General features: G+C 67.9%; 28 protein-coding genes. 16 read left to right on the top strand and 12 right to left on the bottom strand.

Annotation, left to right across the window (positions count from 1 at the left end):
• Positions 1-55: 55 nt before the first annotated feature.
• Together rnhA and AAG565_RS14100 are read right to left on the bottom strand one after the other, a co-directional pair.
• Positions 56-502, bottom strand: coding sequence for a ribonuclease HI (gene rnhA / locus AAG565_RS14105; protein ID WP_348820271.1), 447 nt, complete (start codon positions 500-502; stop codon positions 56-58).
• A gap of 43 nt (positions 503-545) precedes the next feature.
• Positions 546-1,322 carry a methyltransferase domain-containing protein gene (locus tag AAG565_RS14100; RefSeq protein WP_348820270.1) on the bottom strand — a complete coding sequence of 259 codons (777 nt, stop codon included), beginning with the start codon at positions 1,320-1,322 and terminating at the stop codon, positions 546-548.
• A gap of 43 nt (positions 1,323-1,365) precedes the next feature.
• On the opposite strand from AAG565_RS14100, the gene gloB reads away from it, so the two are divergent.
• Positions 1,366-2,160: a hydroxyacylglutathione hydrolase gene (gloB, locus tag AAG565_RS14095; protein ID WP_348820269.1), complete on the top strand. Its 795-nt coding sequence runs from the start codon at positions 1,366-1,368 to the stop codon at positions 2,158-2,160.
• Positions 2,161-2,359: 199 nt separating this feature from the next.
• Complete coding sequence (locus tag AAG565_RS14090; protein ID WP_348820268.1) at positions 2,360-3,319, top strand: transglycosylase SLT domain-containing protein; 960 nt, start codon at positions 2,360-2,362, stop codon at positions 3,317-3,319.
• A gap of 16 nt (positions 3,320-3,335) precedes the next feature.
• On the opposite strand, the gene lon is transcribed toward AAG565_RS14090, so the two are convergent.
• On the bottom strand, positions 3,336-5,666 hold the full coding sequence (gene lon / locus AAG565_RS14085) for an endopeptidase La (RefSeq protein WP_348820278.1): 2,331 nt from the start codon (positions 5,664-5,666) through the stop codon (positions 3,336-3,338).
• Positions 5,667-5,900: 234 nt separating this feature from the next.
• On the opposite strand from lon, the gene AAG565_RS14080 reads away from it, so the two are divergent.
• The 5 genes from AAG565_RS14080 to AAG565_RS14060 all read left to right on the top strand — a co-directional run bounded on the left by AAG565_RS14080 (position 5,901) and on the right by AAG565_RS14060 (position 8,900).
• Positions 5,901-6,914, top strand: a complete 1,014-nt coding sequence (locus tag AAG565_RS14080; protein WP_348820267.1) for a hypothetical protein — start codon at positions 5,901-5,903, stop codon at positions 6,912-6,914.
• Complete coding sequence (locus AAG565_RS14075) at positions 6,911-7,309, top strand: S4 domain-containing protein (RefSeq protein WP_348820265.1); 399 nt, start codon at positions 6,911-6,913, stop codon at positions 7,307-7,309. The genes AAG565_RS14080 and AAG565_RS14075 overlap by 4 nt, the downstream gene beginning before the upstream one ends.
• A 145-nt stretch (positions 7,310-7,454) precedes the next feature.
• Positions 7,455-8,135, top strand: a complete 681-nt coding sequence (locus tag AAG565_RS14070) for a phosphoadenylyl-sulfate reductase (RefSeq protein WP_348820264.1) — start codon at positions 7,455-7,457, stop codon at positions 8,133-8,135.
• A gap of 85 nt (positions 8,136-8,220) precedes the next feature.
• Positions 8,221-8,484 carry a hypothetical protein gene (locus tag AAG565_RS14065; protein WP_348820263.1) on the top strand — a complete coding sequence of 88 codons (264 nt, stop codon included), beginning with the start codon at positions 8,221-8,223 and terminating at the stop codon, positions 8,482-8,484.
• Entirely contained in the window at positions 8,481-8,900 is a 420-nt protein-coding gene (locus tag AAG565_RS14060; protein ID WP_348820262.1) for a VapC toxin family PIN domain ribonuclease, read from the top strand. The genes AAG565_RS14065 and AAG565_RS14060 overlap by 4 nt, the downstream gene beginning before the upstream one ends.
• Before the next feature lie 12 nt (positions 8,901-8,912).
• Here AAG565_RS14060 and AAG565_RS14055 read toward each other — a convergent pair whose 3' ends face one another.
• Both AAG565_RS14055 and tal read right to left on the bottom strand, forming a co-directional pair.
• Positions 8,913-9,572: an MBL fold metallo-hydrolase gene (locus AAG565_RS14055; protein WP_348820261.1), complete on the bottom strand. Its 660-nt coding sequence runs from the start codon at positions 9,570-9,572 to the stop codon at positions 8,913-8,915.
• A 14-nt stretch (positions 9,573-9,586) separates the two neighbouring features.
• A complete protein-coding gene (gene tal, locus AAG565_RS14050) occupies positions 9,587-10,705 on the bottom strand; it encodes a transaldolase (protein WP_348820260.1) in 1,119 nt (372 codons plus the stop codon).
• 133 nt (positions 10,706-10,838) lie between these two features.
• Between tal and AAG565_RS14045 the strand changes: the two genes are divergently transcribed.
• Together AAG565_RS14045 and AAG565_RS14040 are read left to right on the top strand one after the other, a co-directional pair.
• Complete coding sequence (locus AAG565_RS14045) at positions 10,839-11,114, top strand: hypothetical protein (protein ID WP_348820259.1); 276 nt, start codon at positions 10,839-10,841, stop codon at positions 11,112-11,114.
• 6 nt (positions 11,115-11,120) lie between these two features.
• Entirely contained in the window at positions 11,121-12,467 is a 1,347-nt protein-coding gene (locus AAG565_RS14040) for an MBL fold metallo-hydrolase (protein ID WP_348820258.1), read from the top strand.
• A 6-nt stretch (positions 12,468-12,473) separates the two neighbouring features.
• Here the strand turns inward: AAG565_RS14040 and AAG565_RS14035 are convergent, their stop codons facing one another.
• The 3 genes from AAG565_RS14035 to purM are packed head-to-tail and all read right to left on the bottom strand — an operon-like array spanning position 12,474 to position 14,885.
• Complete coding sequence (locus tag AAG565_RS14035; protein WP_348820257.1) at positions 12,474-13,181, bottom strand: DUF3108 domain-containing protein; 708 nt, start codon at positions 13,179-13,181, stop codon at positions 12,474-12,476.
• Complete coding sequence (gene purN / locus AAG565_RS14030) at positions 13,178-13,840, bottom strand: phosphoribosylglycinamide formyltransferase (protein WP_348820256.1); 663 nt, start codon at positions 13,838-13,840, stop codon at positions 13,178-13,180. The genes AAG565_RS14035 and purN overlap by 4 nt, the downstream gene beginning before the upstream one ends.
• A 13-nt stretch (positions 13,841-13,853) precedes the next feature.
• Positions 13,854-14,885, bottom strand: a complete 1,032-nt coding sequence (gene purM, locus AAG565_RS14025; RefSeq protein ID WP_348820255.1) for a phosphoribosylformylglycinamidine cyclo-ligase — start codon at positions 14,883-14,885, stop codon at positions 13,854-13,856.
• An 85-nt stretch (positions 14,886-14,970) separates the two neighbouring features.
• Between purM and AAG565_RS14020 the strand changes: the two genes are divergently transcribed.
• The 3 genes from AAG565_RS14020 to hda are packed head-to-tail and all read left to right on the top strand — an operon-like array spanning position 14,971 to position 17,365.
• On the top strand, positions 14,971-15,585 hold the full coding sequence (locus AAG565_RS14020; protein WP_348820254.1) for a DUF2066 domain-containing protein: 615 nt from the start codon (positions 14,971-14,973) through the stop codon (positions 15,583-15,585).
• Positions 15,582-16,679 carry an AI-2E family transporter gene (locus tag AAG565_RS14015; RefSeq protein ID WP_348820253.1) on the top strand — a complete coding sequence of 366 codons (1,098 nt, stop codon included), beginning with the start codon at positions 15,582-15,584 and terminating at the stop codon, positions 16,677-16,679. Before AAG565_RS14020 ends, AAG565_RS14015 begins: the two co-directional genes overlap by 4 nt.
• A complete protein-coding gene (gene hda / locus AAG565_RS14010; RefSeq protein WP_348820252.1) occupies positions 16,676-17,365 on the top strand; it encodes a DnaA regulatory inactivator Hda in 690 nt (229 codons plus the stop codon). Before AAG565_RS14015 ends, hda begins: the two co-directional genes overlap by 4 nt.
• Here the strand turns inward: hda and AAG565_RS14005 are convergent.
• Together AAG565_RS14005 and wrbA are read right to left on the bottom strand one after the other, a co-directional pair.
• On the bottom strand, positions 17,304-17,645 hold the full coding sequence (locus tag AAG565_RS14005) for a DUF2069 domain-containing protein (protein WP_348820251.1): 342 nt from the start codon (positions 17,643-17,645) through the stop codon (positions 17,304-17,306). The genes hda and AAG565_RS14005 overlap by 62 nt on opposite strands.
• Positions 17,642-18,256, bottom strand: a complete 615-nt coding sequence (gene wrbA / locus AAG565_RS14000; RefSeq protein WP_348820250.1) for an NAD(P)H:quinone oxidoreductase — start codon at positions 18,254-18,256, stop codon at positions 17,642-17,644. Before wrbA ends, AAG565_RS14005 begins: the two co-directional genes overlap by 4 nt.
• 53 nt (positions 18,257-18,309) lie before the next feature.
• Here wrbA and AAG565_RS13995 point away from each other — a divergent pair, with 53 nt between their 5' ends.
• From AAG565_RS13995 to AAG565_RS13980, 4 genes are all read left to right on the top strand, one after another.
• Positions 18,310-18,957 (top strand): LysM peptidoglycan-binding domain-containing protein, encoded by a 648-nt coding sequence (locus AAG565_RS13995; protein WP_348820249.1) that lies wholly within the window; start codon positions 18,310-18,312, stop codon positions 18,955-18,957.
• An 82-nt stretch (positions 18,958-19,039) separates the two neighbouring features.
• Complete coding sequence (locus tag AAG565_RS13990) at positions 19,040-19,648, top strand: isoprenylcysteine carboxylmethyltransferase family protein (protein ID WP_348820248.1); 609 nt, start codon at positions 19,040-19,042, stop codon at positions 19,646-19,648.
• 117 nt (positions 19,649-19,765) lie between these two features.
• Positions 19,766-21,139, top strand: coding sequence for a serine/threonine-protein kinase (locus AAG565_RS13985; protein ID WP_348820247.1), 1,374 nt, complete (start codon positions 19,766-19,768; stop codon positions 21,137-21,139).
• A 152-nt stretch (positions 21,140-21,291) separates the two neighbouring features.
• Positions 21,292-22,419, top strand: a complete 1,128-nt coding sequence (locus AAG565_RS13980; RefSeq protein WP_348820245.1) for an OmpA family protein — start codon at positions 21,292-21,294, stop codon at positions 22,417-22,419.
• 36 nt (positions 22,420-22,455) lie between these two features.
• Here the strand turns inward: AAG565_RS13980 and AAG565_RS13975 are convergent, their stop codons facing one another.
• Together AAG565_RS13975 and AAG565_RS13970 are read right to left on the bottom strand one after the other, a co-directional pair.
• Complete coding sequence (locus AAG565_RS13975; RefSeq protein ID WP_348820244.1) at positions 22,456-23,022, bottom strand: transglycosylase SLT domain-containing protein; 567 nt, start codon at positions 23,020-23,022, stop codon at positions 22,456-22,458.
• A gap of 3 nt (positions 23,023-23,025) precedes the next feature.
• Complete coding sequence (locus AAG565_RS13970) at positions 23,026-24,729, bottom strand: proline--tRNA ligase (protein ID WP_348820243.1); 1,704 nt, start codon at positions 24,727-24,729, stop codon at positions 23,026-23,028.
• Positions 24,730-24,771 lie beyond the last annotated feature (42 nt).

Genomic DNA, 24,771 nt, shown 5'->3' with positions numbered 1-24,771 from the left:
GAATCGGGAATCGGGAATCGGGAATCGCGCCAGTTTAGTACGGCACCGTCGCCGATCAATCCGCCGCCGCGAGACCGAGCGCGACGCCCTCGTTGGCGAGGCGGTCGGCGGCCTCGTTGCCGTCGTGGCCCGAGTGCCCCTTGACCCAGCGCCACTCGACGACGTGCCGCGCCGCCGCGGCATCGAGCTGCTGCCACAGATCCTGGTTCTTCACCGGCTTCTTGTCCGCGGTGCGCCAGCCGCGCTTCTTCCAGCCCGGCAGCCATTCCGTCAATCCCTGCATCAGGTACGACGAGTCGGTGTACAGCGTCACCTGGCAGGGTTCCTTGAGCGCCTCCAGCGCACGGATCGCGGCGGTCAGCTCCATGCGGTTGTTGGTGGTCTGTGCCTCGCCGCCCTTGAGCTCCCGCCGACGCCCGTTGAACTCCAGCAGCGCACCCCAGCCGCCCGGTCCGGGATTGCCCTTGCAGGCGCCGTCGGTGTGGATGATGACGTGTTTCAATGTGAGGGCCGGACCAGGCGGGCGCCCATTCTACGTACCGCGCTCAAGCGGTGGGCCTGGGCTCGCCGTCGAGCGCGCTGCGTTGCGTCGCCGGCAGGCCGACACCGACCATCGGCCGCACCTGCGCGCGCTGCGCACGACCGATGAAATTCATCGGCAGCACCCGCTTGCGCGCCGAGATCAGATAGGCCTCGGCCAGCGGCGCCAGCAGGCTCGCGGGCGACCAGGCATCGCCGACGCTGCGCGGCGCCAGCCACGGAAAGCCGAGGCTGAAGCGCCGCACCTCGGTGATATCGAAGTCGAGCAGCTCCAGCCAGTCGTTGACACGCCCGGCGCTGAAGAAGCGCGCACCCTGCGGAAACGCGCGGTGACGCAGGCCCAGACGCGCACGCCAGGACCACGCCCCCCACGGATTGAAGCCGAGCACGAACAGGCGACCGCGATCATTGAGGACGCGATCGACTTCGCGCAGCACGTTGTGCGGCGAGCGCGTGAACTCGAGCGTGTGCGGCAGTACCACGGCATCGACACTCTTGCTCAGGATCGGCAGATGCTGCGCATCGGCCACGACCGCGGCTGCGCGATCGCCTACGGTACCGAGCACCGCCTGGTGCAGGGTGCCGGCGCTCGCCAGCAGCGCGCCGTCGCCGCCCCAGCTGCCGATCTGCAAGGCGTAGCGCCCGAACACGTCGGGGAGCAGCTGGCCCAGCTCGGCGGTCTCCAGCTCGATCAGCCGACGCCCGCGCGGCGACCGGCGCCACAGCTCCAGCGCGTGGCGGTCGAACGGTCGGCCTCCGTTGTCGTGACGCCTGTGCGGCATGGCGTTACCCTGCACTCAAACCACAGCGCCAATGGTAACGCCGATGCAGATTCACGCGCTCCCCGCCTTCACCGACAACTACGTGTGGATGCTGGTCGCCGGCAGACACGCGGTGGCGGTCGATCCCGGCGACGCGGCACCGGTCGAACGGTATCTCGACGCGCAGGGACTGCAGCTCGACGCGATTCTGATCACACATCACCATCCCGATCACATCGGCGGGATACCGTCGCTGCTGTCCCGTCATGCGCTCCCGGTGTATGGTCCGGCCGCGGAGTCCGAGCGGATCCGCAACCTGTCGGCACCGCTCGGCGACGGCGACCACGTCGAGGTCCTCGGCCGGCGTTTCGAGGTGATCGCCGTCCCCGGCCACACCCTGGGACATATCGCCTACTACGCTGCACCGACCCCGGACGGCGAGGCCGGCCTGCTGCTGTGCGGCGACACGCTGTTCTCGGCCGGCTGCGGGCGGCTGTTCGAGGGCTCCGCGGAGCAGATGTACGCATCGCTCGAGCGTCTCGCGGCCCTGCCGGACGACACCCGGATCTGTTGCACGCATGAGTACACGCTCGCCAACCTGGCTTTCGCACAAGCGGTCGAACCCGACAATGCGGAGGTCGCCGCCCACCTGGCGCGTGTGCGTGAACTGCGCGCGCGCGACCAGCCGAGCCTGCCATCGACACTGGGACTGGAGCGGCGCATCAATCCGTTCCTGCGCGGCGCCGTCGCCGCGGTGCGCGCCGCGGCCGAAGCCTGGACCGGCACGGCGCTCGGCGACCCCGTCGCGGTGTTTGCGGCGGTCCGGCGCTGGAAGGACGGCTACCGCGCGCCGCGCTGACCCCCGCGCCTGGGGGCTGGCCGTCGCCGCGCCGATCGCCTAGAGTCCCGACCCCGAGGCCGGTGCGGGGGCACACGGCCGCAGCACATGGGGGGAGACGGACGTGCAATCCGGACGCGCTTGGCTTGGCGCACTGATCGGCGTGGCCGCCGCGTGTGCGGCGCTGGCGCTGCCAGCCGCCGCCCGCGCCGGAGACGGCATGATCTGGTCGAGGCTGGCCGCCGGCATGCAGCTCGGCTGCGGCGGCCAACCCGGCGCCGCGCAGTGGGCGCAGCGCTACGCCCGACACCCAGTCGCCGTCGAGCGCATGCTGGCGCGCTCCGAACCCTGGCTGTGGCACATCGTCGAAGCCGCCGAACGGCGGCGCATGCCGCTGGAGCTGGCCCTGCTGCCAGCGGTGGAGTCCGGCTTCGATGCGGCCGCCGACTCGCCGCGCCGCGCCCGCGGCATCTGGCAGCTCGTGCCGGTCACCGCGCACCGCTTCAGCCTCGCGCAGACCAGCGCCTACGACGCGCGCCGTGACCCGATCGCCAGCACGCGCGCCGCGCTCGGGCACCTCAGTGACCTGCACGAGCAGTTCGGCGACTGGTGGCTGGCCATCGCCGCCTTCAACCTCGGCCCCGGCGCGCTGGCCAAGACGCTCCGCGAGCAGCCGCAGGCCCGCACCGTCTGGGATCTCCGGCTGCCGCGCGAAACCTCCGACTATGTGCGCAAGCTGGCCGGGCTCTGCCTGCTGATCGAGAACCCGGACCGCTACGGATTGTCGCTGCCGCCGATCGCCGACCGGCCCGCGACCGAACTGGTCCGGCTGCGACAGGCCATCGACCTGGCCAGTGCCGCACGGCACGCTAATATCGACGAAGCACTGATCTTCGAGCTCAACCCCGGCCTGCGCGAGTTGGGCAATACCCATGGCAAGGATCAGCTGGTGTTGCCGAGCGCAGCCGCCGCACGCCTGCGCAGCGTGCTCGCCCAGCACGAGTTCCCGCCGCAGCCGCTGACGACGTTCAAGACCCACGTCGTCGCGCCGGGCGAATCGCTGTGGCACATCGCCCGGCGCTACAACACCAGCATCGCGACCCTGGCACTGAGCAACGGACTCAGCGCCGACGCGGTGATCCGTCCGGGCCGGCGCCTGCAGGTCCCGGTCGGGACCTGAGCGCCGCTCCGCACCCTCAGTGCGCGCGCGCGGCCGCGGCCGCTTCGTCCTTCGCCGACACCGACTCCGCCGGCGCCTTGGGTTCCGGCTGACGCTCGAGCGCGATGCGCAGCACGTCCTCGATCCAGCGCACCGGTTCCACGTTGAGCTTGGACTTGACCGTATCCGGGATGTCGGCGAGATCCTTGACGTTCTCGTGCGGGATCACGACGGTCTGGATGCCGCCACGCTGCGCCGCCAGCAGCTTCTCCTTGAGGCCGCCGATCGGCAGCACCTCGCCGCGCAGGGTGATCTCGCCGGTCATCGCGACGTCGGCGCGGACCGGGATGCCGGTCAGCGCCGACACCAGCGCCGTGCACATCGCGATGCCCGCCGACGGGCCGTCCTTGGGCGTCGCGCCTTCGGGCACGTGCACGTGAATGTCGTTCGACTCGTAGAACTTCGGATCGATGCCGAGCGCCTGCGAGCGTGAACGCACCACCGTCAGCGCCGCCTGGATCGACTCCTGCATGACGTTGCCCAGCGAACCCGTCTGCGTGAGCTTGCCCTTGCCGGGCGCGAGCGCCGCTTCGATGGTCAGCAGCTCGCCACCAACCTCGGTCCAGGCCAGACCGGTGACCTGACCGACCTGGTTGCGCTCCTCGGCGCGGCCGTAGCGGTACTGCGGCACGCCGAGGAACTTGTCGAGATTGCCCTCGCTGACCTCGATGCTGCGCACGTCCTTCTCGGTCAACAGCTGCTTGACCGTCTTGCGGCAGATCTTGCTGATCAGACGTTCGAGGCTGCGCACGCCGGCTTCGCGGGTGTACAGGCGCACGATCGCGCGCAGCGCATCGTCGCCGATGACCAGTTCGCCCTCCTTCACGCCGTTGTTCTTCATCTGCTTGGGCAGCAGGTACTGGCGCGCAATGCTGACCTTCTCGTCCTCGGTGTAGCCGGCAAGCCGGATCACTTCCATGCGGTCGAGCAGCGGCGCCGGGATGTTCAGCGTGTTGGCGGTGGCGATGAACATCACGTCGGACAGGTCGAACTCCACTTCCAGGTAGTGGTCCTGGAAGGTCGAGTTCTGCTCCGGATCGAGCACTTCGAGCAGCGCTGCCGACGGGTCGCCACGGAAATCCATCGCCATCTTGTCGATCTCGTCGAGCAGGAACAGCGGATTCTTGACGCCGACCTTGGCCATGTTCTGGATGATCTTGCCGGGCATCGAGCCGATGTAGGTGCGGCGATGGCCGCGGATCTCGGCCTCGTCGCGCACGCCGCCCAGAGACATGCGCACGAACTTGCGGTTGACCGCCTCGGCGATCGAGCGGCCGAGCGAGGTCTTGCCGACGCCCGGCGGTCCGACCAGGCACAGGATCGGCCCCTTCATCTTCTTCATGCGCGCCTGCACCGCGAGATACTCGACGATGCGTTCCTTGACCTTGTCCAGGCCGTAGTGATCGGCGTCGAGCTTGGCCTGGCAGGCCTCCAGGTCGATGTGCGTCTTGGTGCGCTTCTTCCACGGCACCTGCGTCAGCCAGTCGAGGTAGTTGCGCACGACGGTGGCTTCCGCCGACATCGGCGGCATCATCTTGAGCTTGTTGAACTCGGCGGTGGCCTTGGCCTTGGCCTCCTTGTGCATGCCCGCCTTCTCGATCTTCTGCTGCAGCTCCTCCTGCTCGGTCGGCCCCTCCTCGCCTTCGCCGAGCTCCTTCTGGATCGCCTTCATCTGCTCGTTGAGGTAGTACTCGCGCTGGTTCTTCTCCATCTGCGACTTCACGCGCGAGCGGATCTTCTTCTCGATCTGCAGAACGTCGATCTCGCCTTCCAGCTGGGCCAAGACGTGCTCGAGCCGCGCCTTGGGCGAAGCGATCTCCAGCACCTCCTGCTTGTCCTCCAGCTTGAGATTCAGATGTGCCGCGATGGTGTCGGCCAGCCGCCCCGGCGAATCCATACTCGCCAGCGACGGCAGCAGCTCGGCCGGGATCTTCTTGTTGAGTTTGGCGTAGGCCTCGAACTGGGCGAGGATCGAACGCGACAGTGCGTCGAGTTCCTTGTCGTCGGTGACCGACAGCTTGTCGTCGGCCAGCGCCTGGCATTCGGCCATGACGAAACTGCCGCTGAGGTCGAAGCGGCTGACCCGCGCCCGGTTCTGCCCTTCGACCAGCACTTTGACGGTGCCGTCCGGCAGCTTGAGCATCTGCAGGATGCTCGCCAGCGTGCCGACGGTGTACAGATCCTTTTCCTGCGGATCGTCGGTGTCGGCAGTGCGCTGCGCCAGCAGCAGGATGCGCTTGTCGTCCTGCATCGCCGCCGCCAGCGCCTTGATCGACTTCTCGCGGCCGACGAACAGCGGAATCGCCATGTGCGGGAACACGACGACGTCGCGCAGCGGCAGGACGGGCGCGGTGCGATCGGTGGCGGGGGTAGTGGTCACGGGTGCTCCTCGTGCGGACGCTGGACCGCATTATGCCGGATGGGGTAGGGCTACATGCGGTCGATCGGCGCCAAATCAAGCGCATTCGTCGCTTTGCACGCCCTTTCATATACTTGGATCGGACACACGCGGCTCGCCCACCGATCGAGGAAAACCTGCACGATGATCGCCATCGGTCGTACCGCCGTGCCGCTGGCGCTGCTGTGGGCGGCGGGCTGCGCCGGTCCGGCCAGCCGGCCGTCGTCCGCGGGCGATGCTTTCGTCCATCCCTGCCACATTCAACGCGCCGACGACGAGCCCTTCGTCGATGACACCCAGGCTGCGCTCCAGGAGACCGGTTGCCGCGCCGCGCTGTGGCTCGACGGCCTGTTCGGCGACGACTCCAACGTGGATGCGGCGCGGCGCACGCATGGCTCGGTCGAAACCTCGGTGCGCTATTCGCAGTTCGAGGGCACGGGCTATCGCACGCGCCTGCGCGTCCGCTTCGACCTGCCCAACGTCAAGGAACGGACCTCCGCGTTCTTTGGCCTGGAAGGTGAGGACAGCTTCATCCGCGATCGCGCCGAAGCCTTCGCGCTGCGCTCGCAATTCCCGCGCATCGACGACCGCGAGGAATGGCTCGCCGGGCTGGGCTACGCGTTGCCCGACTCGGCCCGCCTGCAAGCAGACCTGCGCGTCGGCGCGTCCAACCTGCGCATGCCCACCGCCTTCATTCGCGCCCGCCTGCATCTCAACGTCTATGCCGACCAACTGAACCTGGTGTATCTGCGCCTGACGCCGTTCTGGCGGACACGCGACGGCGTCGGCGCGACGCTCGGCCTGGACTACAACCGCCTGCTGTCGCCAAAGCTGCTGCTGCGCGCCAGCCAGGTCGGCACCATCAGTGAATCGACCGCGGGCATGGACTGGCTGTCGGCGCTGATCCTGTACCGCAATCTGCGGGACGAACGCGCGATCGCCTACCAGCTGTTCGCGCGCGGCGACACCGGTGAACCGGTGCCGGTCTATGAATACGGCGGACGCACGACCTATCGTCATCCACTGCTGCCCGGCAAGCTCTACGCCGAGGGTCTGCTCGGTTACAGCTGGCCGCGCAGCGAACGCGACGAACCGCGGCGTGGCTCCTACGAAGTCGGCGCCGGACTCGAACTGCCGTTCGGGCAGAAACGGCCATGACTGCCGAACACGCAGCGGACCAGCAGCCGGTGCGCCTCGACAAGTGGCTGTGGGCCGCGCGCTTCTTCAAGACCCGCAGCCTCGCCAAACAGGCGATCGAGAGCGGGCACGTGCGCTATGGCGGCGAGCGCAGCAAGGTCAGCAAGGACGTCGAGATCGGCGCGCGGCTGCGCATCCGTCAGGGCTGGGACGAAGTCGAAGTCGTCGTCCGGGGCCTGAGCGATCAGCGCCGCGGTGCACCCGAAGCGCGCCGGCTCTACGAGGAAACCGCGGAAAGCCAGGAGCGGCGCGCATCGCAGCGTCTGCAGCGCGAGGCCGCGCAGGGCCTGGTCAGCCCGCAGCGCCCGACCAAGCAGCAGCGGCGCGCCCTGCAGCGCCTCAAGCGCGGCGCCTGAAGCAGCCGCGACGGCGCGCTATATTCATATTCGATTTCGTCGGCGCCGTCTGTTTTCCGTTGTCTGCGGTCACCCCCGCTCCTAGACTGCGGCAGCCATGGACAGCACACCTCTTGCCACCGCGCACCTGACCGCGCCCATCGCCGTGAACGACCCCGCCGTCTTCGACCAGGTCCGGATCGCCGAGCTGAACGCGGTCTATGCACCCCTGCACTTCGAGGAGCGCATCCAGCGCCTGTACCAGGATTTCGATCCGGCCAAGGTGCTCGTGACCTCGTCGTTCGCCGCAACCTCGGCCTACTTCCTGCACATCATCTCGCGCATCCGCCCCGACCAGATCATCCACTTCATCGACACCGGCTATCACTTCCCGGAAACCGTCGCGTACCGCGACTACCTGATCGAGCTGTTCAAGCTCAGGGTCCAAGACCTGCGCGCCGAGGACTGGAAGCACCGCTTCACGACCGAGGAGCAGACCTGGAAGCGCGATCCGGACTTCTGCTGCTCGATCAACAAGGTCGAGCCGCTGGAAGCGGTCAAGCCGAACTACCACGTCTGGGTGTCGAGCCTGATGCGCTGGCAGACCGAACACCGCGCCGGGCTCGAAATCTTCGAGGTGCGGCGCGGCATCATCAAGTTCAACCCGATGATCGACGTCACACGCGAGGAGCGCGACGCCTACATCCGTGCACACCAGCTGCCGTTCCACCCGCTGGTGGCCAAGGGCTACTCGTCGATCGGCTGCACGCACTGCACCGTCGCGGGCGACGGCCGCAGCGGCCGCTGGGTCGGCAAGCCGAAGACGGAGTGCGGGCTGCACCTGTAAGGCATCTCGGGTTGGTTCCGCGCCGCTTTGACATACGCTGTCATACAGAGTAGTCTGGCGCATGAATGGAGCGCCGGAGTTCGTCATGCGTGTCAATGCACGCCTCGAAGGCGAGTACGAAAAACAGATGGAGTTCCTGACTCATGCCACCGGCATGGGCGTGACGGACGTCATCAAGACCAGCATCGCCCACTACTACGAGAGCGTGCGCGGCGGCGAGAAGCCGCGTTTCCGGCACCTGCGCGCAGCGGCCGGCAGGTACGGCAGCGGCCGCTCGGACGTCTCCAGTCGCACCAAGGACTCGTTCGCCGAGAGTCTTACGGCCAAGCATCGTGGCCGGCGCGAATGATCCTGGCGGATGCTGGATTCCTCTACGCCCTGCTGGACCGCGACGACGCCTGGCACGCGCGCGCACTCGCGGCTGCGGACGCGCTCGACGAAGCCTGGATCACGACCTGGCCGGTTCTGACCGAAGCCGTGCATCTGGCGACACGATGGCTCGGCGCCGAAGCAGCCATTGCCTTGATGCAGGAAGTGGCCCGCGGCGACCTTGCCATCTGGGACATCTCGACCGATGCACGGCGACGTCTGCCGACGCTGATGAGACGCTACGCCGACCTTCCGATGGACCTGGCCGACGCCTCGCTCGTGCTGCTGGCGGAGGCACAAGGCCACGGCCGCATCCTGACGACCGACACGCGCGACTTTCGTGCGTACCGCTGGAAATCGCGCGCACCGTTCGAGAATCTTCTGGAGCAGTGCTGAAACTCTGCGTGCTCAACGGCCGGCGACGTCGTCACCGACGAAGGGATTGCCACGCCGCTCTGCGCCGAAGGTCGAAAGCGGCCCATGCCCAGGGATGAAGGTGATGTCGTCGCCGAGCGGGAACAGCCGCTCGCGGATCGAACGGATCAGGTCGGCGTGGTTGCCGCGCGGGAAATCGGTGCGACCGATCGAGCCCTGGAACAGCACGTCGCCGACGATCGCCAGCCGTGACGGCGCATGATGGAAGACGACATGCCCGGGCGTATGCCCCGGACAGTGGATCACGTCCAGGCTCAGGTTGCCGACGGTGACGACGTCGCCGTGGCGCAGCCAGCGCGTCGGCGTGAAGGAACGGGCCGGCGGGAATCCGTACTGGCGCGCCGCGTCGGGCAGCAGCTCGATCCAGAACCGGTCGTCCTCGTGCGGACCCTCGATCGGCAGATGCAACTGCCCGGCGAGTTCGGCGACGACGCCGACGTGGTCGAGATGCCCGTGCGTCACTAGCAGTTTCTCCAGCGTCACGCAGCGCCGCTGCACGGCATCGAGCAGGCGCCGCGTCTCGCCGCCCGCATCGACCAGCGCGCCAAGCATCGTCGCCTCGTCCCAGATCAGCGAGCAGTTCTGCTGGAACGGGGTGACCGGGATGACCTCCGCGCGCAGCCTTGCGTCCATGGGCACGATCGTGCTCATGCGCGACGCAGCACGGCGTCGCGCTTGGCCGCGACCGCGGCGAGCAGCTTGTCGTGCGCATCGGCAAACAGCTTCACGCCTTCGACGACCAGCTGGTCGGTGACCTCGTCCAGCGACAGGCCAGCGCCTGCGAGGGTCTCCAGCAGTGCGCGGGCATCCTCGACATCCTGGGTCAGCGTGAGCGCCGCACGGCCATGGTCGCGGAAGGCGTCGAGCGTCGCCGGCGGCACGGTGTTGACGGTCTGCGGACCGATCAGCGTCTCGACGTAGAGCACGTCGCTGTAAGCCGGATTCTTGGTGCCGGTGCTGGCCCACAGCAGGCGCTGCGGACGTGCGCCGCGCGCGGCCAGCGCCTGCCAGCGGGCATCGGCGATCAGGCGCTGAAAGTCGGCATAGGCCAGCTTGGCGTTGGCCACCGCGAGGCGACCGCGCAGCGCGCCGAGCGCCGGCGTAGTGGCCAGAAGCTGCTCGATCCGCGCATCGACGGCCGTGTCGATGCGGCTGACGAAGAAGCTGGCGACGCTGGCGATACGCGCGATGTCATGTCCGGCACGAGCGGCCTGTTCCAGTCCGTCGAGATAGGCCGCGGCCACCGCACGGTAGGCGCTGCGCGCGAACAGCAGCGTGACGTTGACGTTGACGCCCTGCGCGATCAGCCGGCGCACGGCGGCGACACCCGGCGCGGTGCCCGGCACCTTGATCATCAGGTTCGGCCGGTCCACTGCGCGCCACAGGCGCAGCGCGTCAGTGACGGTCCCTTCCGTGTCCATCGCCAGGTGCGGTGACACCTCGAGGCTGACGTAGCCATCGACACCCCGCGTGCGCTCGTACACCGGCCGCAGCACGTCGGCGGCACCGCGGATGTCCGCCAGCGCCAGATGCTCGAACAGCTCGGCCGGATCGCGCTGGCCGGCGCCGACCAGGCGCGCCAGCGCCGCGTCGTAGTCGGCGCTGGCAGCGATGGCCTTTTCGAAGATCGCCGGATTCGAGGTCACACCGCCGATGCCGTCCGCTTCGATCAGGCGGCGCAGTTCGCCGCTGTCGAGCAACTTGCAATGGATGTAGTCGAGCCAGATCGACTGGCCGAGCAGCGTGCACGCCTGGAGCGCGTTCATGGTCGGTGAGTGGCAGTGTCGCGATGAAACGAGGCGCCTATTGTCCACCGGACGCGCGAAAAGAGAATGTCCCCCGGGCCGTTTTCGGTCAGAATCCGCTCGCCACCTCTCTCATCCTGACCGTATGCGCCCCATGAAACGCCCGCTCGCCGGTGTCGTCGCCCTGTCGTTGCTGGTGCTGAGTGCCTGCTCGAAAGTCACGCCGGACAACTACGGCAAGCTCCGCGCCGGTATGTCGCCGGATGAGGTGCACGCGATCCTCGGTCGGCCGGACCAGGTCTCCGGCGGCGGTCTGGGCGCGCTGACGATCACCACCGAGACCTGGAACGGTCCGCACCACGTGGTGACGGTCACCTTCGCCGGCGAGAAGCTGACGGTCAAGTCCATCGAGCCGCGCGATAGCCGGTAGCCTCACGTGAGCCGGATCGTCGATGCCGTCACCGCCGTCCTGATCTGCGACGGCGAGCTGCTGGTCACCCGCCGTCAGCCGTTCATGAAGGCGTTCCCGGGCTACCACGCCTTTCCGGGCGGCAAGGTGGACGCCGCCGATGCCGACGGCGCCAGCCCGGCCACGACCTGGGCGGCGTTCGAGGCGCGCCTGGTGCGCGCGCTGCTGCGCGAGCTGCGCGAGGAGCTGGCGCTCAATCTCGAACAGACGCCGGCCGTGGTGACGAGCGTGCGTCATCTGGGCATCGCGCTGACACCGCCCCCCGCGCCGATCCGCTTCAACACGCATTTCTTTGCGCTGCAACTGCGCGAACGCCCGTCGCTGACACCGGATGCCCACGAGATCGCCGAACTGCACTGGGCGTCGCCAGGGGAATGGCTGCGCCGCTACAGCGACGGCGCGCTGCTGGCCGCACCACCGACGGTCGCGGTGATGCGCGCGCTCGCCGCCGACATCGACGCACGGGAGGTCCCCGGCCTGCACTTCGAGACGCGCGAGACCTTCGAGCTGCCGCTGATCGAATCGGTGGCCGGCGTCCGCCAGATCCTGGTGCGCTCCAACACGATCCCGCCGGCGGCGCACACCAACTGCTTCCTGATCGGCGACCTGCAGTCGCATCGCGTGCTCGTGGACCCGGCGCCGGCGGACGATGCCGAGATGAACCGCCTGTGCCAGCTGGTGCAGCGCTTCGGCATCCATGAAATCTTCCTGACGCACCACCATCCGGACCATCGCGAGCGCGCCAACCAGATCGCGCGCCACTTCAACGTGCCGATGGGCATGTCCGCAGACACCCGCGCGCGCATCGCCGCAAAGGCCGCCGGCTACTTCGAGGGCGTCGCAGTCCACGAGTACCGCGAGGGTGACGTGCTGTGCCGCTGGCTGGGCCGCGCCGTGCGCGTCTATGCCGTCCCTGGCCACGACGAGGGCCAGCTGGCGCTGATGCCGGACGACCGAGCGTGGTGCCTGGTCAGCGACCTGATCCAGGGCTTCGGAACGGTCGTCATCGCCAAGCCGGAAGGCCACATGGGCCGCTATTTCGAATCGCTGCGCAAGATCGTCGCGCTCGATCCGCGCGTGATCTTTCCGTCGCATGGCATCGCACTGGGCACTACCTACCGTCTGCGCGAGACCCTGCACCACCGCGAGCAGCGCGAGAAACAGGTGCTGGCCCTGTACCGGGAAGGGCGCAGCGTCAGCGAGATGCTGCCGCTGATCTACGCCGACGTCGATCCGCGCCTGCTGCCGCTCGCGCGCATGAACGTCGAGAGCCATCTCGACAAGCTGCGCGAAGATGGCGTGATCGCCGGCTGACCCGCATCAGGGCAGCAGTTCCATGCGCAGTTCGCGCTTGCCGCCCTTGAACTGCTCGATGCGCACCGGGAGGTAGTCGCGTTCCGGCGCCAGCCAGTAGTGGTGCGGACGCTTGTCGTCGATGCGCTCGACGCGCAACGCGTCGAGCGGACCGGCCGCGGTGACGATGCGTTCGAGGCCGACGATCGCGAAGCGGAATGCCTTGAAGCGATCATCATCGACCATGACGAATTCCGCCTCGTCCGGCGCCTCGCCGGCGCGGTTGCGCAGCACCCACAGGCGCACCGCTTCGCGGATCGAGAAGCGGTCGTAGGCCGGGCCCGGCAGTCGGCGCACCGTCAGCACGCCGGCCTTGAGCGTCTTGACCTGCGCATTGCGCCAGTCGAAATCGAGACGGAAGCTGTCGCCGCCGCGCTTGTCGTTGACGTACTCGAAGCGTTCCGGCATGACTTCGCCATCACGCAGGCAGAAGTGGCTCTCCTCGCGCGGCGCGCCGTAAGTCCAGCGCACCAGCGCGATCGGCGCGGTCGTCGAGCTGTAGCGATAGCAGCCCGTACCGTCACCGGCCAGCGCGATCGTGCCCTCGCCCAGTGAGATACCGCTCCACTCCACGGCGTAGCGGTCGCTGCGCGGCTGCAGGTGCGCGGCGGCGTCAAAAGCCGCCGCCGGGCCGGCGACGACCAGCGCCAACAGCGCCCAGAGCACCCGCGTCACCGGAACGCCGCCTCGAGGGCGTCGAGTCCCAGCGGGGCGTCCAGATGGCGGCCACGGAAGCGGACCGCCCCGTCGTCGAGCGCGACGTCGCCGCGCGCCAGCCAGGCGAGCGCCTGCGGGTAGATTTTCAGCTCGATCTCGTTCATGACGCGCTCGGCGAGTGTGGCTTCGGTATCCTGCGCATGCACGTTTAACTTGCCCTGAATGATCGCCGGCCCGCCATCCAGCTGCTCGGTGACGAAGTGCACGGTCGCGCCATGCTCGACATCGCCGGCCACCAGCGCGCGACGGTGCGTGTCCAGCCCGGGATGACGCGGCAGCAGCGACGGGTGGATGTTGAGCAGGCGACCACGGTAGTGGGCGACGAACGGCGGCGTGAGGATGCGCATGAAGCCGGCGAGTGCGACCACGTCCGGCGCATGACGATCGAGCACGGCCATCAGCGCGCGGTCATAGCTCTCGCGGTCGGGATAATCGCGGTGGGAGAGCACCGTCGTCTCGATCCCCTGCTGCCGGGCATATCGCAAGCCGTCGGCCTCCACGCGATTGCTCACGACGACGACGATGCGGCCGTCGACGCGACCGTCGGCGCAGGCGCGCGCGATCGCCTGCAGGTTGCGCCCGCGGCCGGAAATCAGGACGGCGATGGCCGCGCTCACGACTGACCGATGCTCAGGCGAAACGCACGTCCTGCCGGCCGGAAACGATCTCGCCGAGCAGCCAGGGCCTGGCGCGCGCAGTCTTCAGCAGCGCCAGCGCCCGATCCGCCTGCGTGCGCGGCACGACCAGCACGAAACCCAGACCGCAGTTGAACACGCGGCGCATCTCGTCCTCATCGATGTCGCCCTGCGCCTGCAGCCAGTCGAAGATCTCGGGACGCTTCCAGCTCGCCAGATCGACCACGGCACCGACACCGTCGGGGAAGCAGCGCGGCAGATTGCCGGGAATGCCACCGCCGGTGATGTGCGCCATGCCGCGCACCGCAATGCCCGCTTCGAGCAGCTTGAGCACCGGCTTGACATAGATCGTGGTCGGCGCCATCAGCGCGTCGGCCAGCGTGCCCTTGCCGAAGTTTTGGTCGAGGCGGGTCTTGCGCAGCGCGAGGATGCGGCGGATCAGCGAATAGCCGTTGGAATGCGGGCCGCTCGACGGCAGACCGATCAGCACGTCGCCACGGCGGATCCTGCGGCCGTCCACCAGCTTGCTCTTCTCGGCCACGGCGACGCAGAAACCGGCCAAATCGAAGTCACCCGGCGGATACATGCCCGGCATCTCCGCGGTCTCGCCGCCGACCAGCGCGCAGCCGGCGAGCTTGCAGCCACGCGCGATGCCCTTGATCACCTGCGCGGCGACACGCTTGTCGAGCTTGCCGGTGGCGTAGTAATCGAGGAAGAACAGCGGCTCGGCGCCGGAGACGAGGACATCGTTGACGCACATGCCGACCAGATCCTGGCCGAGGCCCTCGATCCGCCCGGTCTCGATGCCCAGCATCAGCTTGGTGCCGACACCATCGGTGCCACTGACCAGCACCGGATTGCGGTACTTCTTCGGCAGCCCGACGAGCGCACCGAATCCGCCGACACCGGCGAGCACCTCCGCGCGCTGCGTGGACTTGACGATCTTCTGGATATCCTCGACCAGCGCATCGCCTTCGTCGATGTCCACGCCGGCGTCGCGGTAGGTCAAGCCGGTTTTCTTGCTCATGAGTTCCTGATCCGGTGCTGATCGATGTCCAGAATGCGCACGGCCCGGAGTCGAACGGGCCGTATGGGCTGGTATTCTAGCGTCTATGCGTGTTCTCCTGACCGTCGTCGCCCTGCTGTGCAGCGGCCTGTGCGCTGCGCAGACCTCCACCGCCGTTCAGCCCTACGAGGCGCGTGTGCCGGTGTCCGACCAGTCGCCGGCGGCGCGCGACGGCGCGCTGCGCGAGGCGCTGCGCACGGTGATCCGGCGCATCAGCGGCGACGGCGCCGAGTACACCGCGGCCGACCTGCTCAGCCGTGCGCAGCAGCTGGTGCAGCGCGTCGGCTACGAACGCGAAACCGATGGCAGCCTGGTGCTGGTCGCCGGATTCGACGGCCGCGCGCTGGAAAGCCGGCTCCGGGCGCTCGGCCTGCCCGTCTGGGGCGTGCACGCGGAACAGGTCGAGGACGTCCAGCTGCACATCAGCGGCCTCGACAGCGCACGCAGCTACACGCAGGTCGTCGGCGCCGTGCGCGGACTTCCCGGCGTGCGTGCGGTGTCACCGTACATCGCCGAAAACGACCACCTCGAACTGCGCGTGCGCGTCGAGGGCGGCGCCGGCCGTCTCGCCGGCGCGCTGCCGGCGACCGGCCTGCTGGCCCGCGACAACGGGCACGGCACCGGGCTGTCGTATCGCTACGTGCGGCCGGCACTGCCGTGAGCGGCGTCCGCACCCACTGGCCCTGGTACGCGGCGGGCGTCGGCCTGCTCGTGTTCTTCTGGGCGCTGACGCCGGTGTTGACACCGTTCGTGATCGGCGCGGGTCTGGCTTATCTGGGCGACCCGGTCGTCGATCGCCTGCAGCGCCTCGGATTGTCGCGCACCCTGGGCGTCGTGCTGGTGTTCGTCGTGCTGGCGCTCGCAGGCCTGGTGACGCTGATCCTGCTCGCACCGCTGCTGTACCAGCAGACGGTTGCACTGCTGCAGAACATCCCGGAGTGGCTGGCCTGGATCCAGAACACCGCGTTGCCCTGGCTGGGCGTCCGCCTGCCCGAAGGCGTGCGACTCGACGCTGCCGGTCTGAAAGCCATCGTCGCCGAGCACTGGATGGATGCCGGGAGGTTCGCGCGCATGGCCTGGGCGCAGGCTTCCCAGTCGGGCGCGCTGCTGGCAGCGCTGCTCGCCAACCTGCTGCTGGTGCCGATCGTGACCTTCTACCTGCTGCGGGACTGGGACGAGCTGATCGCCTGGATCGCGCGCATGATTCCGCCGCGTCATCTGCCCCGCGTCACGCAGCTGGCACGCGAGACGGACGAAGTCATGGGCTCGTTCATCCGCGGCCAGCTGTCGGTGATGCTGGCGCTCGCCGCCCTGTACAGCGTCGGCCTGGGCATCGCCGGACTCAAGCTGGCGCTGGTGATCGGACTCGCGGCCGGACTGCTCAGCTTCGTACCCTACCTGGGCTTCGCGGTCGGATTCGTCGCGGCGATGGTGGCGATGCTGGCGCAGGAACAGGCGCTGCTGCCGCTGGTCTGGGTGGCCATCGTCTTTGGCATCGGCCAGGTCGTCGAGAGCTGGTGGCTGACGCCGACGCTGGTCGGCGACCGCATCGGCCTGCATCCGGTCGCGGTGATCTTCGCACTGATGGCCGGCGGCCAGCTGTTCGGCTTCGTCGGCGTGCTGCTGGCACTCCCGGGCGCCGCCGCGATCGCGGTGATGTTGCGTCACGCCAAGATCGAATGGCTGCAGAGTGCGCTGTACCGGCAGGGCATGCCGACCGAAGCGTCAGCGGACCGGCCGACCGACGAAGCATGAAGGGCGCCCAGCTTCCGCTCGCCGTGCAGCTGCGCGACACGGCGAACTTCGACAGTTATCTGGCCGGACCCAACGCCGAAGCGGTCCAGGCCTTGCGCGAGCTGCGCCAGCCGGTGCTGCTGTACGGTCCGCCCGGCTGCGGCCGCACGCACCTGCTGCAGGCGGCCTGCCGGCAGCACGGCGGCAGCTACCTGTCGCTGGCCGACGCAGCGGAACTCGGCCCCGGCATCCTCGACGGCTACGTCCGGGCGCCGGGCGTCTTCCTCGACGACCTCGACGCGGTCGTGGACAGCCGCGCCTGGTGCATCGCACTGCTACGCCTGCTCGACACCCTGCGCACCGACGACCGGCGCTTCGCGCTGTCCGCCGCCGCGGGACCGGAGCGGCTCGACGTCGTGCTCGGCGACCTGCGCACGCGGCTCAGCCAGTGTCTCGTGCTGGGACTCCGGCCCCTCGACGATGCGCAACGCGCACAGCTGCTGCGGCTGCGCGCGCGGATGCGCGGCCTCGATCTGCCGGACGAGGTGATCCGCTGGCTGTTGAACACCCGATCGCGCGATGTGAACAGCCTGCTCGAAGCGCTGGAACTCCTCGACCGCGGATCGCTCAGCGCCCGGCGCAGGATCACCCTGCCGCTGGCGCAGGCGCTTCTCGTTTCCGCAGACGGACGTAGAGAACCAGGCTGACGAAGTCCACGGCGGCCAGCCCCGCGACCGAGAATGCGAGCCACCGGCCACCTGGATCGGCCCAGCCCTCGGCGAGCCAGATCGCGCAGTAGAACACCACCAGCATGCTGGCCCACTGGTAGGTGTAGAGGCGCCCACGCACCAGCCCGGGCAGCGGCGGCACCAGCAGCAAGGCCGCGAGCCAGGCGAGCGCGCTGTTCTGTGCGACCAGCACCAGCATCAACAGCAGGTGCGCCGCCAAGCCCAGACCCTTCGCATACTGGCTCAGCGGTCTGCTCATCGGGAGCCCAGCTTGAGCGCGAACTCGGCGACACGCCGTCCCAACGCCTCGCACAGCGCGGCTTCGTCGCGGTCGAGCGGCAGCGGCGCGCGCGACACCCCGGCGTAATGGCTCGCGCCATACGGCGTGCCGCCGGCGCGCGTCGCGCTCAACTCCGGCAGCGTGTAAGGGAGCCCGACCAGCAGCATGCCGTGATGCAACAGCGGCAGCATCATCGACAGCAGGGTCGTCTCCTGTCCGCCATGCAGCGTCCCGGTCGAAGTGAACACGGCCGCCGGCTTCCCGGCCAGCGCACCCGACAGCCAGAGATCAGAAGTGCCGTCGAGGAAATACTTGAGCGGCGCGGCCATGTTGCCGAAGCGCGTCGGGCTGCCGAGCACCAGGCCCGCGCATTCGCGCAGGTCCTCGGTCGTCGCGTACGGCGGGCCGTCCGCGGGGATCTCGGACCCGAGCGGTGCGCTGTCGGCATCGGCGTGCCGCGGCCCGACCGGGGGCACGGTGCGCAGGCGCGCACTCGCGCCGCGCTGCGACTCGACACCACGCGCCACCCGTCGCGCCATCTGCGCGACCGAACCGTGCCGCGAGTAGTACAAAACCAGGATCTCGGTCACCGTGCCCCGTCGAAGATTTCAAAATCGGCGGCCCGTATTGTAGGGTCTGCGCGATGAACACCCCTGTCCGCCTGTTCGCGCTGTGCGCCGCCAGCATCGCGTTGTGTTCCGCCTGCGGCCTGCACCGCATTCCCCCCAAGCCCCGCACCCCGGCACCGACGTCCGCCCCCGCGGCGGTCCGCGATACCGTCCCCGCGCCCGCCGCCACGGCCGCGCCGCCCGGACTGCCGGCCACGTCCAGCGCGGCGACACGAGCGCGCGCCGACACCGACGCAGCACTGCGCGCCGAACTCGAACTGCAGAAGGCGCAGACCTACACCGGCCTCAGCGACACGCAGCTGGATCGTCTGCGTGCCGCCGAAGTGGCACTCGCCGCCGGCGATCCCGGCCAGGCGCTGGTGCTGCTGCATGCCCTCAACGCAGAACTCGCGCAGGCGACGCAGCGCTACGTGGTCGCCGCCGGCGACAGCCTGTGGATCATCTCCGGGCGGCCTGAGATCTACGGCAATCCCTACCTGTGGCCGCTGATCTGGGACGCCAACCTCGACACGCTCAAGGATCCGAACCTGCTTCGCACCGGCCAGCGTCTGCGCATCCGCACCAACCCGACCATCGACGAAGTCGTGCAGGCCGTCGAGCGCGCGCGCGGCTTCCGCAGCGCGAAGGTGCGTATCGGCGAGGTGCGCGAGGCCGCCCCATAGCCGGCCGCGCGCCGACAGCCCCGACCACGCGTCCACGGCCGAGCCGCTACAATCCGCCGCTCAGGAATTCAGGGGGATCTCCGTGCTGCAGTTCATCGAGCGTCACCGCATCGTTCTCTCGCGCCTGATGGTCGCGGGCGTGCTCGTTGTGCTCGCGATATCGAGCAGCGCGTGGAGCGGACGGCAGGCGTTCTTCGCCAGCGTCCTCGTGGCGCTGGGCCTGGTGCTGATCGGCCTGGCGATGGTCGGCCGACTGTGGTGCAACCTGTACATCGTCGGCTACAAGAACCAGACCCTGCTGACCACCGGCCCGTACTCGGCCAGCCGCAATCCGCTGTACTTCTTCAGCTCGCTGGGGGGCGTCGGCGTCGGGCTCACGTCCGGAACACTGACGGTCGGCGTGCTGATCGCCGTGCTGTTCGCCCTGACCTATCCGGGTGTGATCCTCACCGAGGAAAAACGCCTGGAGAAGATTCACGGCCAGGCCTGGCTCGATTACATGGCTCGCGTGCCGCGTTTCTTTCCGCGACTGAGCCAACTGGTCGAGCCGGAGCAGTACGAGGTGCACCCGCGCCTGTTCCGCAAGCATTTGCTCGACGCCCTGTGGTTCGCCTGGGCCGCCGGCGTCATGGCCCTGATCGACGGCGCCCACGGCATGGGCTGGCTGCCGAACTATCTCCTGCTGCCCTGAACCGGGCGCGCTCAGACATCGGCGCGCCAAGGTGCAAGAGGAGTACTCGGGGCGCCGGTGATACGCCGGGAGCCGACGGAAAGCAGCACCGTCGAGGTCTTGGGCTATCCTGTCCAGATGCTGACTGCCGGTACGAGCTTTTCGCACTACAGGATCATCAGGCCCCTCGGTTCTGGGGGAATGGCCGACGTTTATGAAGCAGAAGACGCCAAACTGGGACGGCGCGTAGCGCTCAAGATCTTGCCACCCGAATTGGGACGTCAACCGGAATTCGTCCGGCGGTTCCAAAAAGAAGTGAGGGCAGCCGCGTCCCTGAACCATCCCGGAATCGTGACCGTATTCGAGGTCGGAGAGTCCGAAGGACTCCCTTTCTATGCCATGCAGCTCCTCGGCGGCGGCGACCTGTGCAGCCGCATCAAGCGCGGCGTCCGACCGGCAGAAGCACTGGCCATTGCAAGGGAGATCGCCGAGGCGTTCGACCACGCACATTCGCGTGGCTTCGTCCATCGTGATGTGAAGCCCGCAAATGTGATGTTCGATGAACGCGGGCACGCGGTTCTGACAGACTTTGGCATCGTCAAAGGAACAGCCGGAGAGACTCGCCTGACCGCTGCCGGTGCGGCCATCGGCACACCACACTACATGAGTCCCGAGCAGGCCCGCGGACAGGCGGTCGACGCACGAACCGACCTCTACAGTCTCGGCGTCGTGCTGTTCGAAATGCTGGAGGGACATGTCCCCTACGACGCCCCTGAAGCCATCAGCGTGATCTTCAGACAGATCAGCGAACCGGTACCCAGACTGTCCGCCGGCAACGCCCGCTACCAGACACTGATCGATACGCTGATGGCCAAGACGCCTGCGGATCGTCCGAGTTCGGCGAAAGTGCTGATTGATCTGCTGGATCGATACGCCCTAGAGGGAGCCGCACAGCCGGCAGCAACCGCCGGGCCGGACCGACCGGGCGCGGCGGACACAGCGGCCCCGACCAGATTCGAAGACCGGTCGCGGAGGCGATTGTCCTCCGGCCAACGGCTCCTGCTGCTCGGCAGCCTGGGCACGGTTTGCCTTTGGGTGGCTGCCACCGTCATCGGCCCTCACGAGACCGGACCACCCCGGCGTGCTGCCGCGCTACCGGCCACCGACGGTGACAGCGCGGGGCCGCCCGAACGCACAGCGACCGCCGAGACGCGACTGGCGCCGTTGGTGGCACCGGTTGCGGTACGCTCGGACGAGGCACAGCGTGCATCGCCACCGGGAGACACCGCTTCCGACAACATCACCCGTTCCGCCAATACCCCGTCCGAAAGGGTCGAACCCATCCGACTCGTCCGCCAGAATGATCCTGCCGGACAGCGCACATCGACCCCAAAGCCCGAGTCTGCATCCAAAGCAATCGATCCGAGGTGCGATGAATTGTTGCTGTTGTTCGGCCTGGGCCAGCCCCTGACCGATTCTCAAACCAGGGAGATTGAGCAAAACTGTCGTTGATCGCGCAGCACGCGTATATAAGGGAGAGTGTCGTGCAGAGCCATCAGCCACTGGTCCGTCTGATCTCAGCAGTCGTGGCGTCATCTCTGCTGATCAGCTGTACGTCCAGATCAGTGACGCGAACACCGGTCGATTTCGAACGGGCAATCCGAATGCTGGGCGCCAGCCTGGCTCGACAGATCGGACAGGATCGATTCGTCGTTGCAGGATTGGCGATCCCCGACGTCACCGGCAAGCTCAAGACCTCAAAGGCAGAGGAACCCCCTCCCACGATCCGCATCGTTGCCGTACCGATCGTCGACGCCGAAAGCGGGGAATCGGTTGCGGTCACCGCCGAAATCGAGCGCATCGTCTTCGACGAGATTCGTCGCGCCTCGACCACCTTCTCCGTGGAGCGAATGACCCCGAACAATCTGCAGGCGGCCGACCACATCCTGTTCGGGACGATCATATTCGACACGTATCAGCAGAAGCGCCGAAACGACCAGAAGCGCTATCACGTCTACTGCACGATCGTGGAGAAAGCGAGCAAGCGGATCGTCGCACGAGCAGACGCATGGATTTCCAACCGTGACCTGAACTACTCCCCTGCCGAGATGTTCCAGGACAGTCCGGTCTTCCCCCGCGACAGGCGACTGCAGAGTCTGGTCGCGATCGCGAAAAGTCCGCTCGGAGCAATCGCGGACAACGAATACTACGACTCGCTGGAGACGAACGCGCTCATCGCCGAGGCTGAAACGACATTCGCGCGTGGCGACTATCGCCAGGCGCTCGAGTTGTTCCGGAAAGCCGCCGATCGGCCCGATGGACAGGTCATCAAAACCTATATCGGCCTCTATCGTTCCCAGATCAAGCAAATGGATCTGAAAGCAGCCGAGGAGACGTTTGCCAAGCTGCTGCCGATCGCTGCCGAAGAGGGCAGCCTGAGCACGAAATTCCTGTTTACGGTGAACTCGACGGAATTCGTCTCCGACCGGGGATTGCGCAGTCAATACGACATGTGGATTCGACAGATGGCCCGCTACTTCTCGTCCCGCAGCGACTGCCTTCGAATCGTCGGGCACAGCAGCCGCACCGGCTCGGAGCAATACAACGACCAGCTGTCGCTGATGCGAGCCGAGCAGCTCCGTGCGCGCCTGGGGGCAAACGCCCCCGTGCTGATCGACAAGTCCACCGCGATCGGTGTCGGCTTCAGCCAGAACATCATCGGCTCCGGAACCGATGACGCCCGCGACGCACTGGACCGCCGCGTTGAAGTTTCGCTTCGTGGGTGCTCATGACCGGCCCCGGCGCTTGGACGTCTCCAGCGACCAGCGTCAGCCCCGATACCAGCGCCGGTTCAGGGCGTCGATGACTTTCGCCGGATACTCGATGCGGCCGTAGCTGCCGTTGTAGCGCGCCAGCGCATTGACGAGGTTGCCCTTCTCCTTGTCCAGATAGAACTTCAGGATCGTGCAACCCATGCGCAGGTTGGTGCGCACGTTGAACAGATTGTCCTCGGGACGGCCGATCTCCTGGAGCCAGAACGGCATGATCTGCATCAGCCCCTGGGCGCCGGCGACGGAGATCGCATAGCGGTCGAAGCGGCTCTCGACCTCGATGACCGCCAGCACCAGCTCCGGTGACAGCTTGGCGCGGCGCGCCTCGCTGTGCACCAGCCGCAGCAGTTCCAGCCGCTGCGCATCCTCGACGACGTAGCGCTGCAGGCGCGACGACATGTCGAGCAGCCAGACCTCGGCGTCGAAGCGATGCTCGAAACTGTCGGCGGCGCCGACCGTGCGCGCCAGCAGGTCGCGCAGCTCCGGTTCGGGCGGCTCGACGGGTGCGGCGGGCGCAGAGCCCGACACGAGCAGCGCGAGCAGGGCGATGCGCGCCGGCAGCATGACCTAGGCTCCCAGCTTCTCCAGCACCGCCGCGGTCGTCGCGGCAATCATCTCGGCCTTGTCGGCGCGGCGATGCTTGTACTCGAACTGCTGGTGGGTCAGTCCCTTGTCGCCGATGACGATGCGATGCGGAATGCCGATCAGGTCGGCGTCGGCGAACATCGCGCCGGGCCGGTGGCCGCGATCGTCGAGCAGCACCTCGACACCGGCATCGGCCAGTTCGGCATACAGCGTCTCGACCGCGACGCGCACGGTTTCCGACTTGTCCATGCCGATCGGGCACAGGATCACGCGGAACGGTGCGATGCCGTCCGGCCAGATCATGCCGTTGGCGTCGTGCGACTGCTCGATCACCGCCGCTGCCAGACGCGTGACGCCGATGCCGTAGCAACCCATCTCCGGCGTGACCGACTGCCCCTTCTCGTCGAGCACCGCCAGCCCCATCGCCTCGGAGTACTTGCGACCGAGCTGGAAGATGTGGCCGCCCTCGATACCGCGGAAGAAGCGGATGCTGCCGACGCCGTCGGGACTCGGATCGCCTTCGGCGACCATGCGCAGGTCGGCGGTCTCCGGCTCCGCGCAGTCGCGGCCCCAGTTGACGCCGCGCAGGTGATGGTCGTTCTGGTTGGCACCGCAGACGAAGTCCGCGACCGCCGCCGCGGCATGGTCGGCGATCAGCGGGACCGGACAGTTGACGGGGCCCAGATAGCCCACTTCACAACCGAACACCTTCTGCACCGCTTCAGGATCGGCCAGCCGCAAGGGGCTGGCGATGCGCGGGTGCCGGGCCGCCTTGATCTCGTTGAGCTGATGGTCACCGCGCAGGGCGATGGCAACCAGCCCGCCGTCGGCACCATTGACGACCAGCAGCTTGACCTTGCCGGTCAGCGGCACGTTCAGGAACTGCGACACCTGCTCACAGGTCTTCTGGCCCGGCGTCGCGACCTTCTCCAGGGTCGCGCGCGCGGCGGCGCGCGGCGCGGCCGACGGCAGGCACTCGGCCGCCTCGACGTTGGCCGCGTACGGCCCGCTGTCCGACACCGCCAGCAGGTCCTCGCCCGATCCGGCGAGGATGTGGAACTCCTCGGACGCCGAACCGCCGATGTTCCCGGAATCCGCCTTGACGATGCGGAAGTCCACACCCAGGCGCGTGAAGATGCGCGTGTAGGCCTCGCGCATGTTCTGGTACTCCGCGGCGAGATCCTCGCGGGTCATGTGGAAGGAGTACGCATCCTTCATCAGGAACTCGCGCGCACGCATCACACCGAAGCGCGGGCGGCGCTCGTCGCGGAACTTGGTCTGGATCTGGTAGAAGCTCACCGGCAGCTGCCGGTACGAGCGGAAATCCTGGCGGAAGTGGTGGCAGATCACCTCCTCGTGCGTCGGACCATAGGCGAAATCGTTGCCGTGACGGTCCTTGAAGCGCAGCATCTCGTCGCCCATGACCTGCCAGCGCCCCGACTCCTGCCACAGCTCGGCGGGGTGCACGGACGGCATCAGCAGCTCGTGGCTGCCGGCGCGGTTCATCTCCTCGCGCACGATGCGCTCGATCTTGTGCAGCACGCGCAGGCCGATCGGCAGCCAGGTGTAGAGCCCGGCGCCGAGCTTGCGGATGAAACCGGCGCGCAGCATCAGCTGGTGCGAGACGACCTCGGCGTCGGCGGGGGTTTCCTTGGTGGTGTGCAGGGGCAGCTTGGACAGGCGCATGAGCGTGGACGGTGAAAAGGTGGCGCGCATTGTAGGGCACGC

Origin of the sequence: Fontimonas sp. SYSU GA230001, assembly GCF_040066175.1 — a bacterium.
In the GTDB taxonomy this organism is placed as follows: Bacteria; Pseudomonadota; Gammaproteobacteria; order Nevskiales; family Nevskiaceae; genus Solimonas.
The sequence above is the reverse complement of the archived record's forward strand: the minus strand, read 5'-3'. Positions and strand labels throughout refer to the sequence as shown.

Coding starts and splice junctions, on each gene's coding strand:
- AAG565_RS14100 (WP_348820270.1), bottom strand. CDS start 1,322: ATGCCGCACAGGCGTCACGACAACGGAGGCCGACCGTTCGACCGCCAC.
- gloB (WP_348820269.1), top strand. CDS start 1,366: ATGCAGATTCACGCGCTCCCCGCCTTCACCGACAACTACGTGTGGATG.
- AAG565_RS14090 (WP_348820268.1), top strand. CDS start 2,360: ATGATCTGGTCGAGGCTGGCCGCCGGCATGCAGCTCGGCTGCGGCGGC.
- lon (WP_348820278.1), bottom strand. CDS start 5,666: ATGGCGATTCCGCTGTTCGTCGGCCGCGAGAAGTCGATCAAGGCGCTG.
- AAG565_RS14080 (WP_348820267.1), top strand. CDS start 5,901: ATGATCGCCATCGGTCGTACCGCCGTGCCGCTGGCGCTGCTGTGGGCG.
- AAG565_RS14075 (WP_348820265.1), top strand. CDS start 6,911: ATGACTGCCGAACACGCAGCGGACCAGCAGCCGGTGCGCCTCGACAAG.
- AAG565_RS14065 (WP_348820263.1), top strand. CDS start 8,221: ATGCGTGTCAATGCACGCCTCGAAGGCGAGTACGAAAAACAGATGGAG.
- AAG565_RS14060 (WP_348820262.1), top strand. CDS start 8,481: ATGATCCTGGCGGATGCTGGATTCCTCTACGCCCTGCTGGACCGCGAC.
- AAG565_RS14055 (WP_348820261.1), bottom strand. CDS start 9,572: ATGGACGCAAGGCTGCGCGCGGAGGTCATCCCGGTCACCCCGTTCCAG.
- tal (WP_348820260.1), bottom strand. CDS start 10,705: ATGAACGCGCTCCAGGCGTGCACGCTGCTCGGCCAGTCGATCTGGCTC.
- AAG565_RS14045 (WP_348820259.1), top strand. CDS start 10,839: ATGAAACGCCCGCTCGCCGGTGTCGTCGCCCTGTCGTTGCTGGTGCTG.
- purM (WP_348820255.1), bottom strand. CDS start 14,885: ATGAGCAAGAAAACCGGCTTGACCTACCGCGACGCCGGCGTGGACATC.
- AAG565_RS14020 (WP_348820254.1), top strand. CDS start 14,971: ATGCGTGTTCTCCTGACCGTCGTCGCCCTGCTGTGCAGCGGCCTGTGC.
- hda (WP_348820252.1), top strand. CDS start 16,676: ATGAAGGGCGCCCAGCTTCCGCTCGCCGTGCAGCTGCGCGACACGGCG.
- AAG565_RS14005 (WP_348820251.1), bottom strand. CDS start 17,645: ATGAGCAGACCGCTGAGCCAGTATGCGAAGGGTCTGGGCTTGGCGGCG.
- AAG565_RS13995 (WP_348820249.1), top strand. CDS start 18,310: ATGAACACCCCTGTCCGCCTGTTCGCGCTGTGCGCCGCCAGCATCGCG.
- AAG565_RS13985 (WP_348820247.1), top strand. CDS start 19,766: ATGCTGACTGCCGGTACGAGCTTTTCGCACTACAGGATCATCAGGCCC.
- AAG565_RS13980 (WP_348820245.1), top strand. CDS start 21,292: ATGCTGGGCGCCAGCCTGGCTCGACAGATCGGACAGGATCGATTCGTC.
- AAG565_RS13975 (WP_348820244.1), bottom strand. CDS start 23,022: ATGCTGCCGGCGCGCATCGCCCTGCTCGCGCTGCTCGTGTCGGGCTCT.
- AAG565_RS13970 (WP_348820243.1), bottom strand. CDS start 24,729: ATGCGCCTGTCCAAGCTGCCCCTGCACACCACCAAGGAAACCCCCGCC.